Genomic DNA, 13,859 nt, shown 5'->3' with positions numbered 1-13,859 from the left:
GGGCAGCCTGACCGGTCAGGCCAGCGGCAGCCTGACCTCAACCAACAGACCGCCAGCCGCGCCATCCCCAAGGGTGACGCGGCCGCCGGCATTTTCGACGACCTCGCGTACAATGGCGAGTCCCAGCCCACTGCCTTCCTCGGTCGAACCGGCAATACGGTAGAAGCGCTCGAAGACATGGTCTCGCTCGTCCGCCGGAATGCCAGGCCCGTCGTCGGCGACCGTCAGCACGGCTTCGCCGTCGATGGCCGCCAGCTTCACCGTGACACTGCCCTCAGCCCGGGAGTAGCGCAGCGCGTTGTCGACGAGGTTGACGATCATCTCGCGCAGCATGGTGCCGTCGCCGATGACCGGAACGGGGCCAGCCTCCTCGAGGCCGAGATCTATTTTGCGATCGATGGCCGTTGGCGCCAGGGTTTCCAGCACGTGCCGGGCGGCTTCCGCCAGGTCAATGCGTTCGGCGCGCGGCCGCCGGCTGCCTGGCTCGGCGCGTGACAGGGTCAAGAGCTGTTCGGCCAGCCGCGCCAGTTTACCGGAACTCGCCTGCAGCGCCACCAGCGCCTCCTGGCGGGCATCGGCGGCACTTTCGCGAAGCGCATAGCTTGCCTGTGTCGACAGCAGCGCCAGGGGCGTGCGCAGCTGGTGCGCCGCATTGGCGATGAAGCGGCGTTGCGCCGCCATCTGCGCCCGCACGCGCTCCATGTAGGCGTTGAGGGCGTCGATCAGCGGGCGGATCTCGCTTTGCGCACCGGGCACTTCGACGGGGTCAAGGTCGCTGCGGTTTGGCGAGCGTACCGCATCGCGCAGCCGGATCAACGGCGCCAGGCCGCGACGCAAGCCGAGCAGCACGAACACGCCGGCAATCGCCACCAGCGCCAGTTGCTGGGCAAAGGCGCTGAACCAAAGCTGTTTGACCATGGCGTCATGGCCGGCAAGGGTGACGCCCACGGTGACTGATATTGGCGAGTCGTTGCCGGCGCCGATCACCGCATGGCCAAGGGTCAGGAGCCGCAGCTGGTGATCGCGGTAGGGGGCCTCGACACTGGCATGCTGCGGCGCTTCGGGCAGGTCGGGATATCCGGTCAGCAGCCGCCCGCCGGCTGTCTCGACGCGATAGTAGACGCTGTCGCGGTCGCCGGTGTCGAACATCTCGATCGCCGCCGGGGGCACCGTGGCATCGAGCACGCCGTCGACCATGGCGACCTGCTCGGCAATCGCCCGCGCCGATCCGACGAGCATCCGGTCGGTGACCAGGTCCGCGGTCGCCAGTGCGTTGCGCTGGCTGGTCCACAGGTTGATGGTCGCGAGCCCGGCAAGCGGCAGCACCACCCATGCCAGCAATTGCAGGCGGAGGCTGTTGATCCTCATGGCGCCAGGATCGTCACGGCGCCAAATCGTCTTGGCGCAAGAGGTAGCCGAGGCCACGCAGTGTGGCGATCTGGACCCGCGACCCTTCGAGCTTCTTGCGCACGCGGTGCACGTAGATCTCGATGGCGCTGGGATCGGCGTCGGTCTCGAAATCGTAGATCGCGGCCGACAATGCCGCCTTGCTCACCGTGCGTCCGGCCTTGACCATCAATTGCTCAAGCACGGCATGCTCGCGCGGTGTCAGCGCCAGCGCCTCGCCGGCAAGCGAAAACAGCCGCGTGTTGGTGTCGAAGACGAGATCACCGCAGGCAACGACCGGCGCGGTGCGGTCATTGGCACGGCGCAATTGCGCGCGGATTCGTGCTTCGAGCTCTTCGATCTGGAAGGGCTTGGCCAGATAGTCGTCGGCGCCCTCATTGAGGCCCTTGACCCGGCCGTCGAGACTGGCGTTTGCGGTCAGCACGATCACCGGCACCCGGTTGCCGCGCGTCCGCAACATTCGCAGCACCTCCAGCCCGCTCATGCGCGGCAGCGCAAGGTCGAGGATGACAAGCGCGTGGTCACCGGCGGCGAGCGCGTGTTCGACATCCTCGCCATCATGGACGATGTCGACGACATAGTTCGCCTGACGCAGGGTCTTGCCCAGCCAATCCGCCAGCTCGCGATTGTCTTCTACAAGCAGCAACCGCATTTCTATCGCTGTCCTGGGGTGCAGGTCACCCGGATTTCCGCCACTTCTTCAACTGGCGCCGCCAAGTCGCGCCCGATTGATGATCGTGCACAAGCGATAATCTCGATCCAACCGCAAGGCAAATGTAGGAGATCCAGAAGTTCAGATGGTGCGCAACCGCTTCAAACCGAACCGTTCAGTTCGATTTCTGTTGACGCACTGTGTAGCAGATGGTGAACGCCGGCCTGGCGAGCGGTCGCGCCTGGTGATGGGCGTTATCGATTAACCGTCTGATTTCAAACAGTTAAACTATGACCGCCGAGGCCCTGTGTCAAATTTCAAGGCCTGGATTCGAGCCGCGGGGGAACATCTTCGTGATTGGAATCCGCGGCAGGGCGAGCCCATCTCGGGGTGGTCCGAGCGACGCGAAATTCCTCCCAAGGGCACGCCACTAGACGGACATGACAAATACTGGAGTAATTGAAATGACCAAGATCGCTCTTACCGCCGCCGCCATCCTCGTTGCCACGGGCACTGCTTTTGCCGGCAGCGACAATTATGGCTCGGCCAACGCCAATCAGCCTGCCGTCGCTGTCGACCATTCGATCACCGCTTCGGTCTCCAAGTCGACGCAGACCGTCCAGGCCCCCGCTTCGCAGGGCGCTGACCGCAACCTCTTCGGCCGCTAATCGCGACTGCCGATATCGACCCAAACTTGAACTCAGGAGTAATTAAAATGACCAAGATCGCTCTTACCGCTGCCGCCATCCTCGTTGCCACGGGCACTGCTTTTGCCGGCAGCGACAATTATGGCTCGGCCAACGCCAATCAGCCTGCCGTCACCGTCGACCAGTCGGCCACTGCTTCGATCTCCAAGTCGACGCAAACCGTCCAGGCCCCCGCTTCGCAGGGCGCTGACCGCAACCTCTTCGGCCGCTAATCGCGACTGCCGATATCGACCCAACATTGAACTCAGGAGTAACTAAAATGACCAAGATCGCACTCACCGCCGCCGCCATCCTCGTTGCCACGGGCACCGCTTTTGCCGGCAGCGACAACTACGGCTCTTACAATGCCAACCAGCCTGTTGCGAACCAGTCCGTGTCCGACATCGACACCACGCATACCGGCTCGATCCCGAAGTCCGTAAAGACGCAGGGTGATGCCAATGCCAACGTGCCGGCTCAGTCGGGCCAGGGCATCTGGGGTCGTTGATTTCTGAAGTCTGCGACCACAAAGAGCGGTGGGCTTTGCCCGCCGCTCTTGTTTTTTATGCATGAGCAGGATTTCGGCCGACGGCATCGGTGCCGGAGCGCCGATCGTAAATCGAACCAACTGGTTCAATTTATGTTGACGAATCGTGAACGCATGGCGAGCGCTGGCTCGATGAACCGCCGCACCATGCGTCAGGCACCCTCCTTATAAGCGTCTGAGATAAAATGATAAAACAGGGTGAGCTCAATCCCTTGGCCGACGTTCGAGGTCCCGATTCCGCGCGTGAGGGAACGTCTTCGTGATTGGAAGTCGGCGCACGAAAAACCCAGATCGAGGCTGTCCGAGCGACGCGAAATTTCCTCCCCAGGGGCACGCCACTAGACGGACAGAATCAGGAATACCGGAGTAAATAGAATGAACAGGATCGCTCTTACCGCCGCCGCCATCCTCGTTGCCACTGGTGCCGCTTTTGCCGGCAGCGACAACTATGGTTCGGACAATGTCAATCAGCCGGCCGTCACCTCGCACGCGGTCACTGTCGACCACAGCTACACGGCTTCGACCCACAGGCAGGTCAAGCACCGCGACCTCACGCTGACGCCCGACTCGGTCCAGCCGGAATCCGGCCAGGGCAACTGGGGAAACTGACGGCTCAAGCGGGTGTGCGGCGGGTTTGGCCTGCCGCACCTGCCATGGACACTAGCCCAGGTCCTTCGGCCGCGGGCCCAGGTCCTTCGGCCGCAAGCAATGTGTCAGCCGGGCGGGGGATACGCCGAACCAATCGCCTTCGAAGACCACCCGGGCCAAGGCTGCCGTCGGGAATTTTTCCTCAAGTCTCGCGATCGCCTTGGCGTCCGACCCCGGCCCGGCAAGCTGTCTGGCCAACTGCTCCAGGCCCGGATTGTGGCCAATTACCAGCAAGCTGCCGCTCGAAGCGTCGGTTTGACCAATCTGGCTCAGAATGTCCGCCGCTGAAGCATCGTAGAGCGCCTTGAGGAATGCGACCCGGGGCTGGACGGGCAATTCCGCCGCCACAAGCCGCCAGGTCTCGCGGGTGCGAAGCGCCGTCGATACCAGCACCAGGTCCGGCAGCCAGCCCCGCGCCGCAAGTTCGCGCCCCATCAACCGGGCTGCCTTCACTCCGCGTTCGGCCAAGGGCCGGTCGAAATCATCGAGATCAGGGTCGTCCCAGCTGGATTTGGCGTGACGAAGCAGGAGAAGCTGTTTCATCGCCGCTCTAAGCTCAAGGCGTGATGCGCGCCAGATGCTCGAGGTCGGCTTCCTCGCGCAGCGGATCCGGGGCCATCACCACCGAGGTGCCGTTGTCGGCATCGTCGGCAAAGTGGGCAAGCACGGTGCGGCCGGCCTCCATGCGCGCCTTGCCTTCGGCGACCAGCCCCAGCGCCAGCGGATAGAGCCGGTGTTCGGTCTTCAGCACGCGGGCTGCCAATGTATCGGCGGTGTCGCCGACCATCACCGGCACGGCTGCCTGTGCGATGATCGGGCCGTCATCCATCTCGGAGGTGACGAAGTGCACGGTGCAGCCATGGATGCGGATGCCGGCGGCCAGCGCGCGCGCATGGGTGTCGAGCCCCTTGAAGGCCGGCAGCAGGGCAGGGTGGATATTGATCATGCGGCCCTGCCATTTCTGGACGAAGCCGGGGCTAAGGATGCGCATATAGCCGGCCAGCGCCACGATCTCGGCGTTGAAGGCCGTAAGGGCCGCGTCGATGGCGGCGTCATGCGCCTGCTTGCTGCCGTGGTCGGCACGTGAGACGACCTGCGTGGCGATGCCGCGCGCCCTGGCGATGCCGAGCCCGGCGGCATCCGCCTTATCGGAAATGACACCGACGATCTCGGCCGGGAACGACGGGTCGCTGGCCGCGGCAATCAGCGCGGTCATGTTGGAGCCGCGTCCCGAGATCAGGACAACGGTGCGTTTCCTCTGCGCGCTCATAGGCCGATCGAACCCCGATAGATGACGCCTGCGTCGCGGCGCGGCACGATGCGGCCGATCGGCGTCACCGTCTCGCCGGCTTCCTGTAGCACGGCCGCGACCTGCGCCGCCTGGCCGGACGCGACCGCCAGGATCATGCCGATGCCGCAATTGAAGGTGCGCATCATTTCTTCCGGCGCCACGCCGCCGGTCTTGGCCAGCCACGAAAACACGGGAGGAACGTCGATCGCCTCGAGGTCGAGCTCGGCCGAAAAATCCTTGGGCAGCACGCGGGGAATGTTTTCCGGGAAGCCGCCGCCGGTGATGTGGGCGAGCGCCTTGATACCATGCGTGTTGCGGATCGCCTTGAGAATCGACTTGACGTAGATGCGGGTCGGCTCGAGCAGTGCTTCGGCCAGAGTGGCCTCGTCGTTGAACGGTGCCGGATCGCTCCACGACAGGCCGCTGACGGCGACGATGCGGCGCACCAGCGAATAGCCGTTCGAGTGCAGGCCGGAGGAAGCCAGGCCCAGCAGCACGTCGCCTTCGACAATGTCATCGGTGGGCAGCAATTGGCCGCGTTCGGCGGCACCCACCGCAAAGCCGGCGAGGTCGTAGTCGTTGCCGTGATACATGCCGGGCATCTCGGCGGTCTCGCCGCCGATCAGCGCGCAGCCGGCCTGGCGGCAGCCCTCGGCAATGCCGCCGACGATCGCGGCACCCTGGTCGGGATCGAGCTTGCCGGTGGCGAAATAGTCGAGGAAGAACAGCGGTTCGGCACCTTGCACGACGATGTCGTTGACGCACATGGCGACGAGGTCGATGCCGATCGTGTCGTGCTTGCCGGCATCGATGGCGATCTTGAGCTTGGTGCCGACGCCGTCATTGGCCGCCACCAGCACCGGATCGGTAAACCCGGCCGCCTTGAGGTCGAACAGGCCGCCGAAACCGCCGATCTCGCCATCGGCGCCCGGCCGGCGCGTCGCGCGCACCAGCGGCTTGATCTTCTCGACCATGAGATTGCCGGCATCGATATCGACACCGGCCTCGGCATAGGTGAGCCCGTTCTTGCGCTTGTTCACGTCGCGCTTGCTCATTTCTGGTGCCCGTTCAGCAATTTTCCTTGTCGCGGGCTCTTCGCATGAACGGTTTCTGTCCGCAAGGATAACGGCCATCTCGGCCTACAAAACCGTGGACAGCGCGCACGTACAGGCGCTCGTGATTGGCGAAAGCCAAGCTGAAGGCCGCTCCCGTGCGGGGAGATCGGCAGCTCCTCCCTTGTTGCCACCCGCCATCTTCATCATCTATCTCCGACCAAGAGGAGGTGCCAGGCATTTGACCATCCCCAACCTGATCACCATCCTGCGCCTTGTCCTGGTGCCGGCGGTGGTGCTGGCGATGCTGCAGGCGCGCTGGGACTGGGCTTTTGCCGGGTTCCTCGTCGCCGGCATTTCGGACGGCGTCGATGGCTTCATCGCCCGCCGTTTCAATCAGCAGTCCACGCTCGGCGCCTATCTCGATCCGATCGCCGACAAGCTGCTGCTGGTTTCGGTGTTCGTGGTCATGGGCCTCATCGGGCAATTGCCGCTGTGGCTGGTCGTCACCATGGTGTCGCGCGACGCGTTGATCGTCTGCGCGGTCTTGCTGTCCGCCGTCATGGCCCATCCGGTCGAGATGAAACCGCTTTTCGTGTCGAAGGCCAACACCGCCATCCAGATCGTGCTGGCGGCGGTTGTGCTGGGTGAACTTGCCCTGTCGGTTCATCTCGACCCGCTGAGGCCGGTTCTCATATTGCTGTCCGGGGTCTTGACCGTGGCTTCGGCCGCAGCCTATCTCGTGACTTGGCTGAGGCACATGAGCTGACATGACGAAGGCTCCACTCCGGACATCCGAGACAGAAGCGGCGGCGATCGAGGCCGCGGCCGCCGACATCGCCGCGTCCGCGACCTTTCGCCGCCAGATCTTCTTCTGGCTGGCCGGCGCCGCGCTGCTGGCGCTTTTCCTCTATGTCTTCAGCGCCATCCTGCTGCCCTTCGTCGCCGGCATGGTGCTTGCCTATTTCCTCGATCCCGTTGCCGACCGGCTGCAGCGGCTCGGCCTGTCGCGTTTCATGGCGACGGTGGTCATCCTCATCACCTTCCTCATCGTGCTGGTCCTGGCCTTTGTCATCCTCATTCCGGTTCTGGCCACGCAGATGGCCGATTTCGCGGGCAAATTGCCGGAATATCTGACCCGGCTGCAAAGCCTGATCACCTCGTTCGATCCGAAATGGCTGGAGCAGAAGTTCGGCGTCAACGCCAATAGCTTGCGCGACGGGCTGAATTCGCTGCTGACCTCCGGCTTCGGTTTTGTCACCACCGTCTTCACCTCGCTGTGGAGTTCCGGCATGGCGCTGGTTTCTGTGGTCAGCCTGTTCGTGGTGACACCGGTGGTCGCCTTCTACATGCTGCTCGACTGGGACCGCATGGTGGCGGTCATCGACGGCTGGGTGCCACGCGACAACGTCCAGACCGTGCGCGCCATCGCACGGGACATCAACACCGCCACGGCAGGCTTCGTGCGTGGCCAGGGTACGCTGTGCCTGGTGCTGGGCGCCATGTATGCCACCGGGCTGACGCTGACCGGACTGAACTTCGGCATCCTCATCGGCCTGTTCGCCGGGCTGATTTCCTTCATCCCCTATGTCGGCTCGCTGACCGGGCTGGTGCTGGCCGTGGGCGTCGCCTTCGTCCAGTTCTGGCCGGACTGGACGATGATCGTCGCGGTCGCGGTCGTGTTCTTCATCGGCCAGTTCATCGAGGGCAACATCCTGCAGCCGCGGCTGGTCGGCAAGAGCGTCGGCCTGCACCCGGTATGGCTGATGTTTTCGCTGTTTGCCTTCGGCGCGCTGTTCGGCTTCGTCGGCTTGTTGATCGCGGTGCCGGCTTCGGCCGCCGTCGCCGTGCTGGTGCGGTTCGCAATAGCCCGCTATCTCGAATCGCCGCTCTACAAGGGCCGCGGCGCGGCACCTGTGCCGCAGCTTCCGGCCGATCGCGGCGGCGGCCACCGCACGCAACCGCGTCGCTGAAGTGACTGCCCAGCCAACCGACCCGCCGCGCCAGTTGCCGCTCGACCTCGGCCATGGCACCGGCTATTCGCGTGACGAACTCGTCGTCTCCGGCACCAACAACCAGGCGGTTGCGCTGGTCGACCGCTGGCCGGACTGGCCATCGCCGGTGGTGGTGCTGGCCGGTCCCGCGGGTTCTGGCAAGACGCATCTGGCCTCGATCTGGCGCGCGCGTGCCAATGCGGCGGCGGTCGACGCCAGGCGCATCGGCGACAGCATCGCCAATCTCGGCGCGCGGCCGGCGCTGATCGACGATGTCGATACCGGGACGGTTGACGAACAAGGCCTATTCCATCTGATCAATGCGGTGCGTGGTGCCGGCTCGCAACTGCTTCTGACGGCGCGCCGCTTTCCCTCGGCCTGGGGTGTTGGCCTGCCTGATCTTGCCTCGCGGCTGAAGGCGGCTGCGACAGTCGAAATTCATGAGCCCGACGATCTCCTGCTGGCAGGCGTCATCACAAAACTCTTCGCCGACCGTCAGATCGAGGTCGAACCGCATGTCGTGCAATATCTGGTCCGCCGCATCGAGCGCTCGCTGGCGACAGCGATGCGCGTGGTGGAGCGGCTCGACCGGACCGCGCTCGAACGCAAGACGCCGATCACCAGGGCGCTGGCAGCCGAAACCGTCAGTGCCATGGATGAAGGGCAGGGCGAGTTCGAGATCTAGCCTGAGAGGCCGGTCTCAGAGCCACATTCTGGCGAAATGACGGACTGCGAGATAGACGGCAGAGTGGGCGGCGATATAGCCGGCGGCGACCAGCACAAACATCCCGATACTGACACGCCAGGAGCGGGAGACCACGGCGCCCGGGGCCTGCCTCGCCTGTCTGCGGCTTTCACGGTTGTTCCACATCGCCAGTGCGGCGCAGGCAATTGCCCACGTCACCATGACCGGAACCGTTATGCCGGCGTAGGCAAAGTAGGCCGGTCCGAAAAGCGACACCCAGGCATCGATTCCAAGCATCTGACCCCCCCCTGTTTGCCGAACCGCCCGCGGCTGCCGGACACACGGCCGGTGCCGCAGCAAGTGAACCGTATGGCTGCGCCGGGCATTGGGCTGTGAGGGGATGGTCGGAGTGGAGAGATTCGAACTCCCGACCCTCTGGTCCCAAACCAGATGCGCTACCAGGCTGCGCTACACTCCGAACGGTCTGTTGCCTATTCATTTCGGTGGTGCATGGCAAGTGCAAAAACCTGCGAGAGCAAAAACCTTGCCGCCGTGCGCATTGCGCAGTAATGACGGGCGAAGGGTGGCGATGCTGCCTTGCACAACAACGAGGTGGCCATGTCCGCGCGCATTTTCAGCCCAGCCAAAACCGCGATGCAGTCCGGCAAGGCCAAGACCGGTTACTGGGTGCTGGAATTCGATCCCGAGTCGCGCAAGAAGATCGACCCGCTGATGGGCTATACGACGTCGGCAGACATGAGAAGCCAGATCAGGCTTAGCTTCGACACGCGCGAAGAGGCGGTCGCCTACGCCGAAAAGCAAGGGCTCGCTTTCCGCGTCGAAGAGCCGAAAGAGACCAAGCGCCGCCAGATTTCCTATGCGGAGAATTTCCGCTATGACCGCAGGACGCCCTGGACGCATTGAACGGCGCCGGGCGCCAGAATATCCAGCCGGCCCAACGGCCGGCCAGCGGTCCCGTAGCTCAGCTGGATAGAGCACCGGCCTTCTAAGCCGATGGTCACAGGTTCGAATCCTGTCGGGATCGCCAAAGCCTTTCGGTCCGTTCCGGACACATAGGTTACGGTTTATACCGGAGACACGGGCTTTCAGAGAGCGGTATCAGGTCTCGTGCGCTCAGACCGCCGCCGCCAGAAGCAGCGTTACCCCCAGGACCGTCGACGCATAGATCGTCGCTAGGAGCACGATCGGCCGAGGATACTCGGTGGGTGTTGCGAGGCTGGTAATGTCGGGACCCCGAAACGTTTCGGTGCCGGGCGACGGGACGTCGGCGGCGGTGGCAGCGTTGTCATTGCAAGCGCGCAGCACAGAAAGGCGCTGGGTTATATCCGCGGCGATCAGAGGATCGTCCGCCACCAATTTCGACCAGTCCGAAACAATGCCGATTTCATGTTGTGACATCGCGCGCCTCCCATTTACGGCCTAACAGCGATATCTAAATTATGTTCCACTAATAGTTTCGCGAGGCGGACCGCTCTTTGTCACCGCGGTCTTCTGATCGATGAAAACCACGCCCGCTGCCTCCAAGCCTCGACGGATGGCAGCCAGCTTGGCGGGACTGGGAATCCTTCGCCCGCTCTCAAAACTGCCAATCGTTCCTTCGCTGAGGCCGCACTTCGCAGCGAGTCGCACCTGCGACCACTTCAGGATCGCTCGTGCAGCTCTGCACTGCTGGGGTGTAAGGGGTTGTATCCCTGAGACGGTGGCGCTTCGCTTGTTCACATCCTGACGGTCCTTCGCTTCGGCGGGACACGGCTTTGCACCACGCGCACCTTGTCCAGATCCACCGTGACCATTGGCCCGAGCGACACCGTGACCTTGTCGCCGTCGATCCGCGTAACGTCGCCGGATAATTCCATCTGCTGGCCCCTGGTCAGCCTGGTTGCCGGATCAATGACCGAATGCGGAAGACCGGGGATCGACACGCTGACGCGGTCCTTCGTGACGCGCTTCAGCACCGTCGCCATGACCGCCACCTCGTCGCCGACTTTATTGCCATGCTCTGATTCTGGGGCGGCATCTGCCGGCGTCAAGGATTAGCTGCGTCTGATATAGAAAAGTCCGCGGGCGTGGCTCGGCGCCATCGTATTATTTCGTTACTCGGCCTTTTCGGAACCTTCCCGCGCACGGCGCGTTCGGCCCGCTGTATTCGCGGACCCTCATATAAAAGTGGACAGGCGGGAGGCAAACAAGGGTGGGGAGGAGTGTTGCCATGTCGAAGCGAGAAATAGGGATATCTTCGGCCCTCGATCGGCGCATTGCCGATCTCAGGGCCAGGATGCAGGACGCCCGGATCACGGAATACGAAATGAAGACCTTTCAAAAAGTGGCTTCAGCCATGGGAGGCGACGGAGGCTCCCTGCGTCTCGATGCCGACGACCTGATCGCGGCATCCTTTGTCGTCGATGCGCTGGGTGAACCGACGCTCAACTGAGACGGGCGATCTGGCTTCGCGCGCCGTTTTGCCCTTGCCCGGCCGGCAATTGGCCCACGCCTTCACACTTTGAAACAGGATGGCTGCTTTCCAGCGGTCGTCCTGTGGCGTCTGCCCAAGCGTCTGTCGCAAGTCATAGGCAGGGGCTGGTTGGCCGGTGGATTTGATTCCGCCGCCGACATCGAATTGGAGGGAAAGTCTTATCAATTTGTTTGGGTTGGTGCGTCATAGTAGCGACGGCTAACGGAGTTGAACGCGATGAAGCTCGATCTGTCGCCGACGAGCTGGGGCAGGGTGATCGCTGCCACGGCAGTCGGTACGGCATTCTTCATTGCCGTGGCGTTCTTCGTCGATTCCTTCAATTTTCCCTATCTTTCGCCCGAGGCCGTGTGGCGGGCGCAGATGACCGACCTGATGCTGCCTTTGGTGCTGGGCGGCTCGTTTCTGTTTTTCCTGATGTGGAAGATTCGCCAGCTGGCCATCGCGCAGCGCGATCTCAGCGTCATCGCCGCGACCGACAGCCTGACAGCAGTGCTGAACCGTGGCGCCTTCTCGATGCTGGTCGAAGCCTATCTCGAGCAGACCCGCAAGCAGGAGCAGACCCGTTCGGGGGCGCTGCTGATCATCGACGCCGACCACTTCAAGTCGATCAATGACCGCCTGGGCCACGATTGCGGCGATCAGGCGCTCAAACTGATAGCGCAGGCGATCAAGGGGCAACTGCGTGGCAGCGATATCGTCGGCCGCATCGGCGGCGAAGAATTCGGCGTGTTTCTGCCCGGCGTGGATCCCTCGCAATCCTGGGTGGTTGCCGAAAGCATCCGCCGGCGTATCAGGGAGATGGAATTCTCACCCGGCGGCAGGCCTTGTCCGCTTTCCGTCAGCATCGGCGGCACAAGCTTTACCGGCCCGATCACATATGAGGAAATCTTCTCCGCTGCCGACAGAAGGCTTTACACGGCCAAGTCGAACGGACGCGATCAAGTCAGCTTCGATCCGGCCGGAACGTCTCCGGCGCCTGCGCCCGGCGTCGCCACCGTGCATTGACGGGCGAAACTTGCAGAAGGCTGATCGGGAAGCTCTCGAAACAGACGCTCCTTCTATGTTTCCAAATACTTATAATCAGCCGCAAGGAATCCGATCCTTACGGACAGCATGCCGGCTCGATGGGCCATGGACTGCAACCGCTTGCCGGTATACTCCCCCGCGTTGGCGATGTTTCGTTGTCGGCAGAAACGGTTTTGACTCTGAGTTTCCAAGCGTTCCGGCCGACAGCGATCATAATTTTTGATGCTGGCGAACATATGCGGAAACGGTCAGGTAAACACAGCTATTATGATCCATTTGTTCAACGGCTTTCAGGACCCCTTCGGTGGCAGTGACCTTGAAGCTCTGGAACTGTACCGGCTGTTGAGTGTCGATTCCGAGGTGCATCTGTGGGCAACCTCCTCCAGCGTGTCCGGCGAGTTGATGCGGAATTTCCCGATTCGCCGCGTCTCGCTGTCGAAGTGGGATGTACCGAATGGCGGTACCTACGTCTTTCTCGGCTCTCATTGGCGCAACAAGATATGGCCTTACCTGATCCCGCGGCCGCGCCGGCTGCTCTATGTCTTCAATACCTTTCACCCGAAAATCATCTCGCTGACGAGACGCATGCCCCGCATGCTGAACTGGCCCGACGCCGAACTGGTGCTGATTTCCGATTTTCAGAGACGGATGCTCCAAGTCGATGGCACCGTGCATCCGTCTCCGATCGATATCGAACGTTTTTCACCACGGCGTCTGGGTTCGGATCGTCCCTTCACCGTCGGACGCTTGAGCCGCGATGGGCCGGGCAAACATCATCCCGATGACATACCCCTCTACGAGACATTGCTGGCCGAAGGTACTGCCTTGCGGATTCAGGGAGGGATAGGGCTCAAGGACAGCCTCATGCCGCATCCGCAACTCGAACTGTTCCCACCCGGCCAATTTTCCGCCGAAGAGTTTCTGCAGACGCTCGACGTGTTTTATTATCGCACCGGTTGGCATATGGAAACCTTCGGTCGCGTGGTGTTCGAGGCGATGGCCTGCGGGTTGCCCGTGGTCTGCCATTCATATGGCGGTTATTCCGACCATATCAGGCATGGCGAAAACGGTTTCTTGTTCGAAACGACGCAGCAGGCGGCGCGCATCCTCGCCGATCTCAAAGCCGACCCGGCGCTGCGGGCGGCAGTGGGCCTCAAGGCACGACAGACCGTCGAGCAGATCTATTCTTCCCAAGCTTTGCGACAGAGGCTGGATTTCTACCTGCGCTAGCTGCACGTCATCCCTTGGGCCATGGGACATCCTTGGCGCAACAACATGCCCGCTGTCATCGATCTCGACATCGCGCTAAAGCAGGCACGCAAAGCGGACGAATGGGGCCGACAGCCAGCGGCGTGCCACAGACTGGGCAGGACTTCT

20 protein-coding genes and 2 tRNA genes are annotated in these 13,859 nt (G+C 62.8%); 12 read left to right on the top strand and 10 right to left on the bottom strand.

Annotation, left to right across the window (positions count from 1 at the left end; all coding sequences use genetic code 11):
• Positions 1 to 15: 15 nt before the first annotated feature.
• Together A9K65_RS25790 and A9K65_RS25785 are read right to left on the bottom strand one after the other, a co-directional pair.
• Positions 16 to 1,368: a sensor histidine kinase gene (locus A9K65_RS25790; protein WP_064993159.1), complete on the bottom strand. Its 1,353-nt coding sequence runs from the start codon at positions 1,366 to 1,368 to the stop codon at positions 16 to 18.
• Positions 1,369 to 1,381: 13 nt separating this feature from the next.
• Positions 1,382 to 2,059 carry a response regulator gene (locus A9K65_RS25785; protein WP_024504276.1) on the bottom strand — a complete coding sequence of 226 codons (678 nt, stop codon included), beginning with the start codon at positions 2,057 to 2,059 and terminating at the stop codon, positions 1,382 to 1,384.
• A 464-nt stretch (positions 2,060 to 2,523) separates the two neighbouring features.
• Between A9K65_RS25785 and A9K65_RS25780 the strand changes: the two genes are divergently transcribed.
• The 4 genes from A9K65_RS25780 to A9K65_RS25765 all read left to right on the top strand — a co-directional run bounded on the left by A9K65_RS25780 (position 2,524) and on the right by A9K65_RS25765 (position 3,901).
• On the top strand, positions 2,524 to 2,727 hold the full coding sequence (locus A9K65_RS25780) for a DUF680 domain-containing protein (protein ID WP_013532451.1): 204 nt from the start codon (positions 2,524 to 2,526) through the stop codon (positions 2,725 to 2,727).
• 47 nt (positions 2,728 to 2,774) lie between these two features.
• Positions 2,775 to 2,978 carry a DUF680 domain-containing protein gene (locus A9K65_RS25775; RefSeq protein WP_013532450.1) on the top strand — a complete coding sequence of 68 codons (204 nt, stop codon included), beginning with the start codon at positions 2,775 to 2,777 and terminating at the stop codon, positions 2,976 to 2,978.
• 47 nt (positions 2,979 to 3,025) lie between these two features.
• Positions 3,026 to 3,253: a DUF680 domain-containing protein gene (locus tag A9K65_RS25770; RefSeq protein ID WP_013532449.1), complete on the top strand. Its 228-nt coding sequence runs from the start codon at positions 3,026 to 3,028 to the stop codon at positions 3,251 to 3,253.
• A 414-nt stretch (positions 3,254 to 3,667) separates the two neighbouring features.
• Entirely contained in the window at positions 3,668 to 3,901 is a 234-nt protein-coding gene (locus A9K65_RS25765; protein WP_064994353.1) for a DUF680 domain-containing protein, read from the top strand.
• 51 nt (positions 3,902 to 3,952) lie between these two features.
• On the opposite strand, the gene A9K65_RS25760 is transcribed toward A9K65_RS25765, so the two are convergent.
• Genes A9K65_RS25760 through purM form a run of 3 tightly spaced genes read right to left on the bottom strand, consistent with a single transcriptional unit; the run spans position 3,953 to position 6,286 of the window.
• The gene (locus A9K65_RS25760; protein WP_064994354.1) at positions 3,953 to 4,483 is read right to left on the bottom strand and encodes a histidine phosphatase family protein; all 531 of its coding nucleotides are present in this window, start codon (positions 4,481 to 4,483) and stop codon (positions 3,953 to 3,955) included.
• Between the two features lie 13 nt (positions 4,484 to 4,496).
• Complete coding sequence (gene purN / locus A9K65_RS25755) at positions 4,497 to 5,210, bottom strand: phosphoribosylglycinamide formyltransferase (protein ID WP_024505064.1); 714 nt, start codon at positions 5,208 to 5,210, stop codon at positions 4,497 to 4,499.
• Entirely contained in the window at positions 5,207 to 6,286 is a 1,080-nt protein-coding gene (gene purM / locus A9K65_RS25750) for a phosphoribosylformylglycinamidine cyclo-ligase (protein WP_013532445.1), read from the bottom strand. Before purM ends, purN begins: the two co-directional genes overlap by 4 nt.
• Before the next feature lie 238 nt (positions 6,287 to 6,524).
• Here purM and A9K65_RS25745 point away from each other — a divergent pair, with 238 nt between their 5' ends.
• Genes A9K65_RS25745 through hdaA form a run of 3 tightly spaced genes read left to right on the top strand, consistent with a single transcriptional unit; the run spans position 6,525 to position 8,962 of the window.
• Complete coding sequence (locus A9K65_RS25745; protein WP_013532444.1) at positions 6,525 to 7,052, top strand: CDP-alcohol phosphatidyltransferase family protein; 528 nt, start codon at positions 6,525 to 6,527, stop codon at positions 7,050 to 7,052.
• A gap of 1 nt (position 7,053) precedes the next feature.
• Positions 7,054 to 8,256, top strand: a complete 1,203-nt coding sequence (locus A9K65_RS25740) for an AI-2E family transporter (RefSeq protein WP_013532443.1) — start codon at positions 7,054 to 7,056, stop codon at positions 8,254 to 8,256.
• A gap of 1 nt (position 8,257) precedes the next feature.
• A complete protein-coding gene (gene hdaA, locus A9K65_RS25735) occupies positions 8,258 to 8,962 on the top strand; it encodes a DnaA regulatory inactivator HdaA (RefSeq protein WP_013532442.1) in 705 nt (234 codons plus the stop codon).
• Positions 8,963 to 8,977: 15 nt separating this feature from the next.
• Here hdaA and A9K65_RS25730 read toward each other — a convergent pair whose 3' ends face one another.
• A complete protein-coding gene (locus A9K65_RS25730; protein WP_013532441.1) occupies positions 8,978 to 9,259 on the bottom strand; it encodes a hypothetical protein in 282 nt (93 codons plus the stop codon).
• 104 nt (positions 9,260 to 9,363) lie between these two features.
• A tRNA-Pro gene (locus A9K65_RS25725) sits at positions 9,364 to 9,440 on the bottom strand.
• Between the two features lie 140 nt (positions 9,441 to 9,580).
• Between A9K65_RS25725 and A9K65_RS25720 the strand changes: the two genes are divergently transcribed.
• Positions 9,581 to 9,886, top strand: a complete 306-nt coding sequence (locus A9K65_RS25720) for an ETC complex I subunit (RefSeq protein WP_013532440.1) — start codon at positions 9,581 to 9,583, stop codon at positions 9,884 to 9,886.
• 47 nt (positions 9,887 to 9,933) lie between these two features.
• Positions 9,934 to 10,010 (top strand) — tRNA-Arg (locus tag A9K65_RS25715).
• A gap of 86 nt (positions 10,011 to 10,096) precedes the next feature.
• Here the strand turns inward: A9K65_RS25715 and A9K65_RS25710 are convergent.
• Genes A9K65_RS25710 through A9K65_RS25700 form a run of 3 tightly spaced genes read right to left on the bottom strand, consistent with a single transcriptional unit; the run spans position 10,097 to position 10,947 of the window.
• On the bottom strand, positions 10,097 to 10,381 hold the full coding sequence (locus A9K65_RS25710) for a hypothetical protein (RefSeq protein WP_064994355.1): 285 nt from the start codon (positions 10,379 to 10,381) through the stop codon (positions 10,097 to 10,099).
• Between the two features lie 39 nt (positions 10,382 to 10,420).
• Positions 10,421 to 10,702: a helix-turn-helix transcriptional regulator gene (locus tag A9K65_RS25705; RefSeq protein ID WP_081714406.1), complete on the bottom strand. Its 282-nt coding sequence runs from the start codon at positions 10,700 to 10,702 to the stop codon at positions 10,421 to 10,423.
• The gene (locus A9K65_RS25700) at positions 10,699 to 10,947 is read right to left on the bottom strand and encodes a hypothetical protein (RefSeq protein WP_064994379.1); all 249 of its coding nucleotides are present in this window, start codon (positions 10,945 to 10,947) and stop codon (positions 10,699 to 10,701) included. Before A9K65_RS25700 ends, A9K65_RS25705 begins: the two co-directional genes overlap by 4 nt.
• Positions 10,948 to 11,192: 245 nt before the next feature.
• Between A9K65_RS25700 and A9K65_RS25695 the strand changes: the two genes are divergently transcribed.
• From A9K65_RS25695 to A9K65_RS25685, 3 genes are all read left to right on the top strand, one after another.
• A complete protein-coding gene (locus A9K65_RS25695; RefSeq protein ID WP_013532436.1) occupies positions 11,193 to 11,414 on the top strand; it encodes a hypothetical protein in 222 nt (73 codons plus the stop codon).
• Positions 11,415 to 11,672: 258 nt separating this feature from the next.
• On the top strand, positions 11,673 to 12,461 hold the full coding sequence (locus A9K65_RS25690) for a GGDEF domain-containing protein (protein ID WP_064994356.1): 789 nt from the start codon (positions 11,673 to 11,675) through the stop codon (positions 12,459 to 12,461).
• Positions 12,462 to 12,749: 288 nt separating this feature from the next.
• Positions 12,750 to 13,712, top strand: coding sequence for a glycosyltransferase (locus A9K65_RS25685; protein ID WP_064994357.1), 963 nt, complete (start codon positions 12,750 to 12,752; stop codon positions 13,710 to 13,712).
• Positions 13,713 to 13,859: the final 147 nt, after the last annotated feature.

It is taken from the genome of Mesorhizobium sp. WSM1497, assembly GCF_001672455.2.
GTDB lineage: Bacteria > Pseudomonadota > Alphaproteobacteria > Rhizobiales > Rhizobiaceae > Mesorhizobium > Mesorhizobium ciceri.
The sequence above is the reverse complement of the archived record's forward strand: the minus strand, read 5'-3'. Positions and strand labels throughout refer to the sequence as shown.

What these genes read in the sequence shown, in the direction of transcription:
- A9K65_RS25790 (WP_064993159.1), bottom strand. Translation starts at nt 1,368, where the DNA reads ATGAGGATCAACAGCCTCCGCCTGCAATTGCTGGCATGGGTGGTGCTG.
- A9K65_RS25785 (WP_024504276.1), bottom strand. Translation starts at nt 2,059, where the DNA reads ATGCGGTTGCTGCTTGTAGAAGACAATCGCGAGCTGGCGGATTGGCTG.
- A9K65_RS25780 (WP_013532451.1), top strand. Translation starts at nt 2,524, where the DNA reads ATGACCAAGATCGCTCTTACCGCCGCCGCCATCCTCGTTGCCACGGGC.
- A9K65_RS25775 (WP_013532450.1), top strand. Translation starts at nt 2,775, where the DNA reads ATGACCAAGATCGCTCTTACCGCTGCCGCCATCCTCGTTGCCACGGGC.
- A9K65_RS25770 (WP_013532449.1), top strand. Translation starts at nt 3,026, where the DNA reads ATGACCAAGATCGCACTCACCGCCGCCGCCATCCTCGTTGCCACGGGC.
- A9K65_RS25765 (WP_064994353.1), top strand. Translation starts at nt 3,668, where the DNA reads ATGAACAGGATCGCTCTTACCGCCGCCGCCATCCTCGTTGCCACTGGT.
- A9K65_RS25760 (WP_064994354.1), bottom strand. Translation starts at nt 4,483, where the DNA reads ATGAAACAGCTTCTCCTGCTTCGTCACGCCAAATCCAGCTGGGACGAC.
- purN (WP_024505064.1), bottom strand. Translation starts at nt 5,210, where the DNA reads ATGAGCGCGCAGAGGAAACGCACCGTTGTCCTGATCTCGGGACGCGGC.
- purM (WP_013532445.1), bottom strand. Translation starts at nt 6,286, where the DNA reads ATGAGCAAGCGCGACGTGAACAAGCGCAAGAACGGGCTCACCTATGCC.
- A9K65_RS25740 (WP_013532443.1), top strand. Translation starts at nt 7,054, where the DNA reads ATGACGAAGGCTCCACTCCGGACATCCGAGACAGAAGCGGCGGCGATC.
- A9K65_RS25730 (WP_013532441.1), bottom strand. Translation starts at nt 9,259, where the DNA reads ATGCTTGGAATCGATGCCTGGGTGTCGCTTTTCGGACCGGCCTACTTT.
- A9K65_RS25720 (WP_013532440.1), top strand. Translation starts at nt 9,581, where the DNA reads ATGTCCGCGCGCATTTTCAGCCCAGCCAAAACCGCGATGCAGTCCGGC.
- A9K65_RS25710 (WP_064994355.1), bottom strand. Translation starts at nt 10,381, where the DNA reads ATGTCACAACATGAAATCGGCATTGTTTCGGACTGGTCGAAATTGGTG.
- A9K65_RS25700 (WP_064994379.1), bottom strand. Translation starts at nt 10,947, where the DNA reads ATGGCGACGGTGCTGAAGCGCGTCACGAAGGACCGCGTCAGCGTGTCG.
- A9K65_RS25695 (WP_013532436.1), top strand. Translation starts at nt 11,193, where the DNA reads ATGTCGAAGCGAGAAATAGGGATATCTTCGGCCCTCGATCGGCGCATT.
- A9K65_RS25690 (WP_064994356.1), top strand. Translation starts at nt 11,673, where the DNA reads ATGAAGCTCGATCTGTCGCCGACGAGCTGGGGCAGGGTGATCGCTGCC.
- A9K65_RS25685 (WP_064994357.1), top strand. Translation starts at nt 12,750, where the DNA reads ATGATCCATTTGTTCAACGGCTTTCAGGACCCCTTCGGTGGCAGTGAC.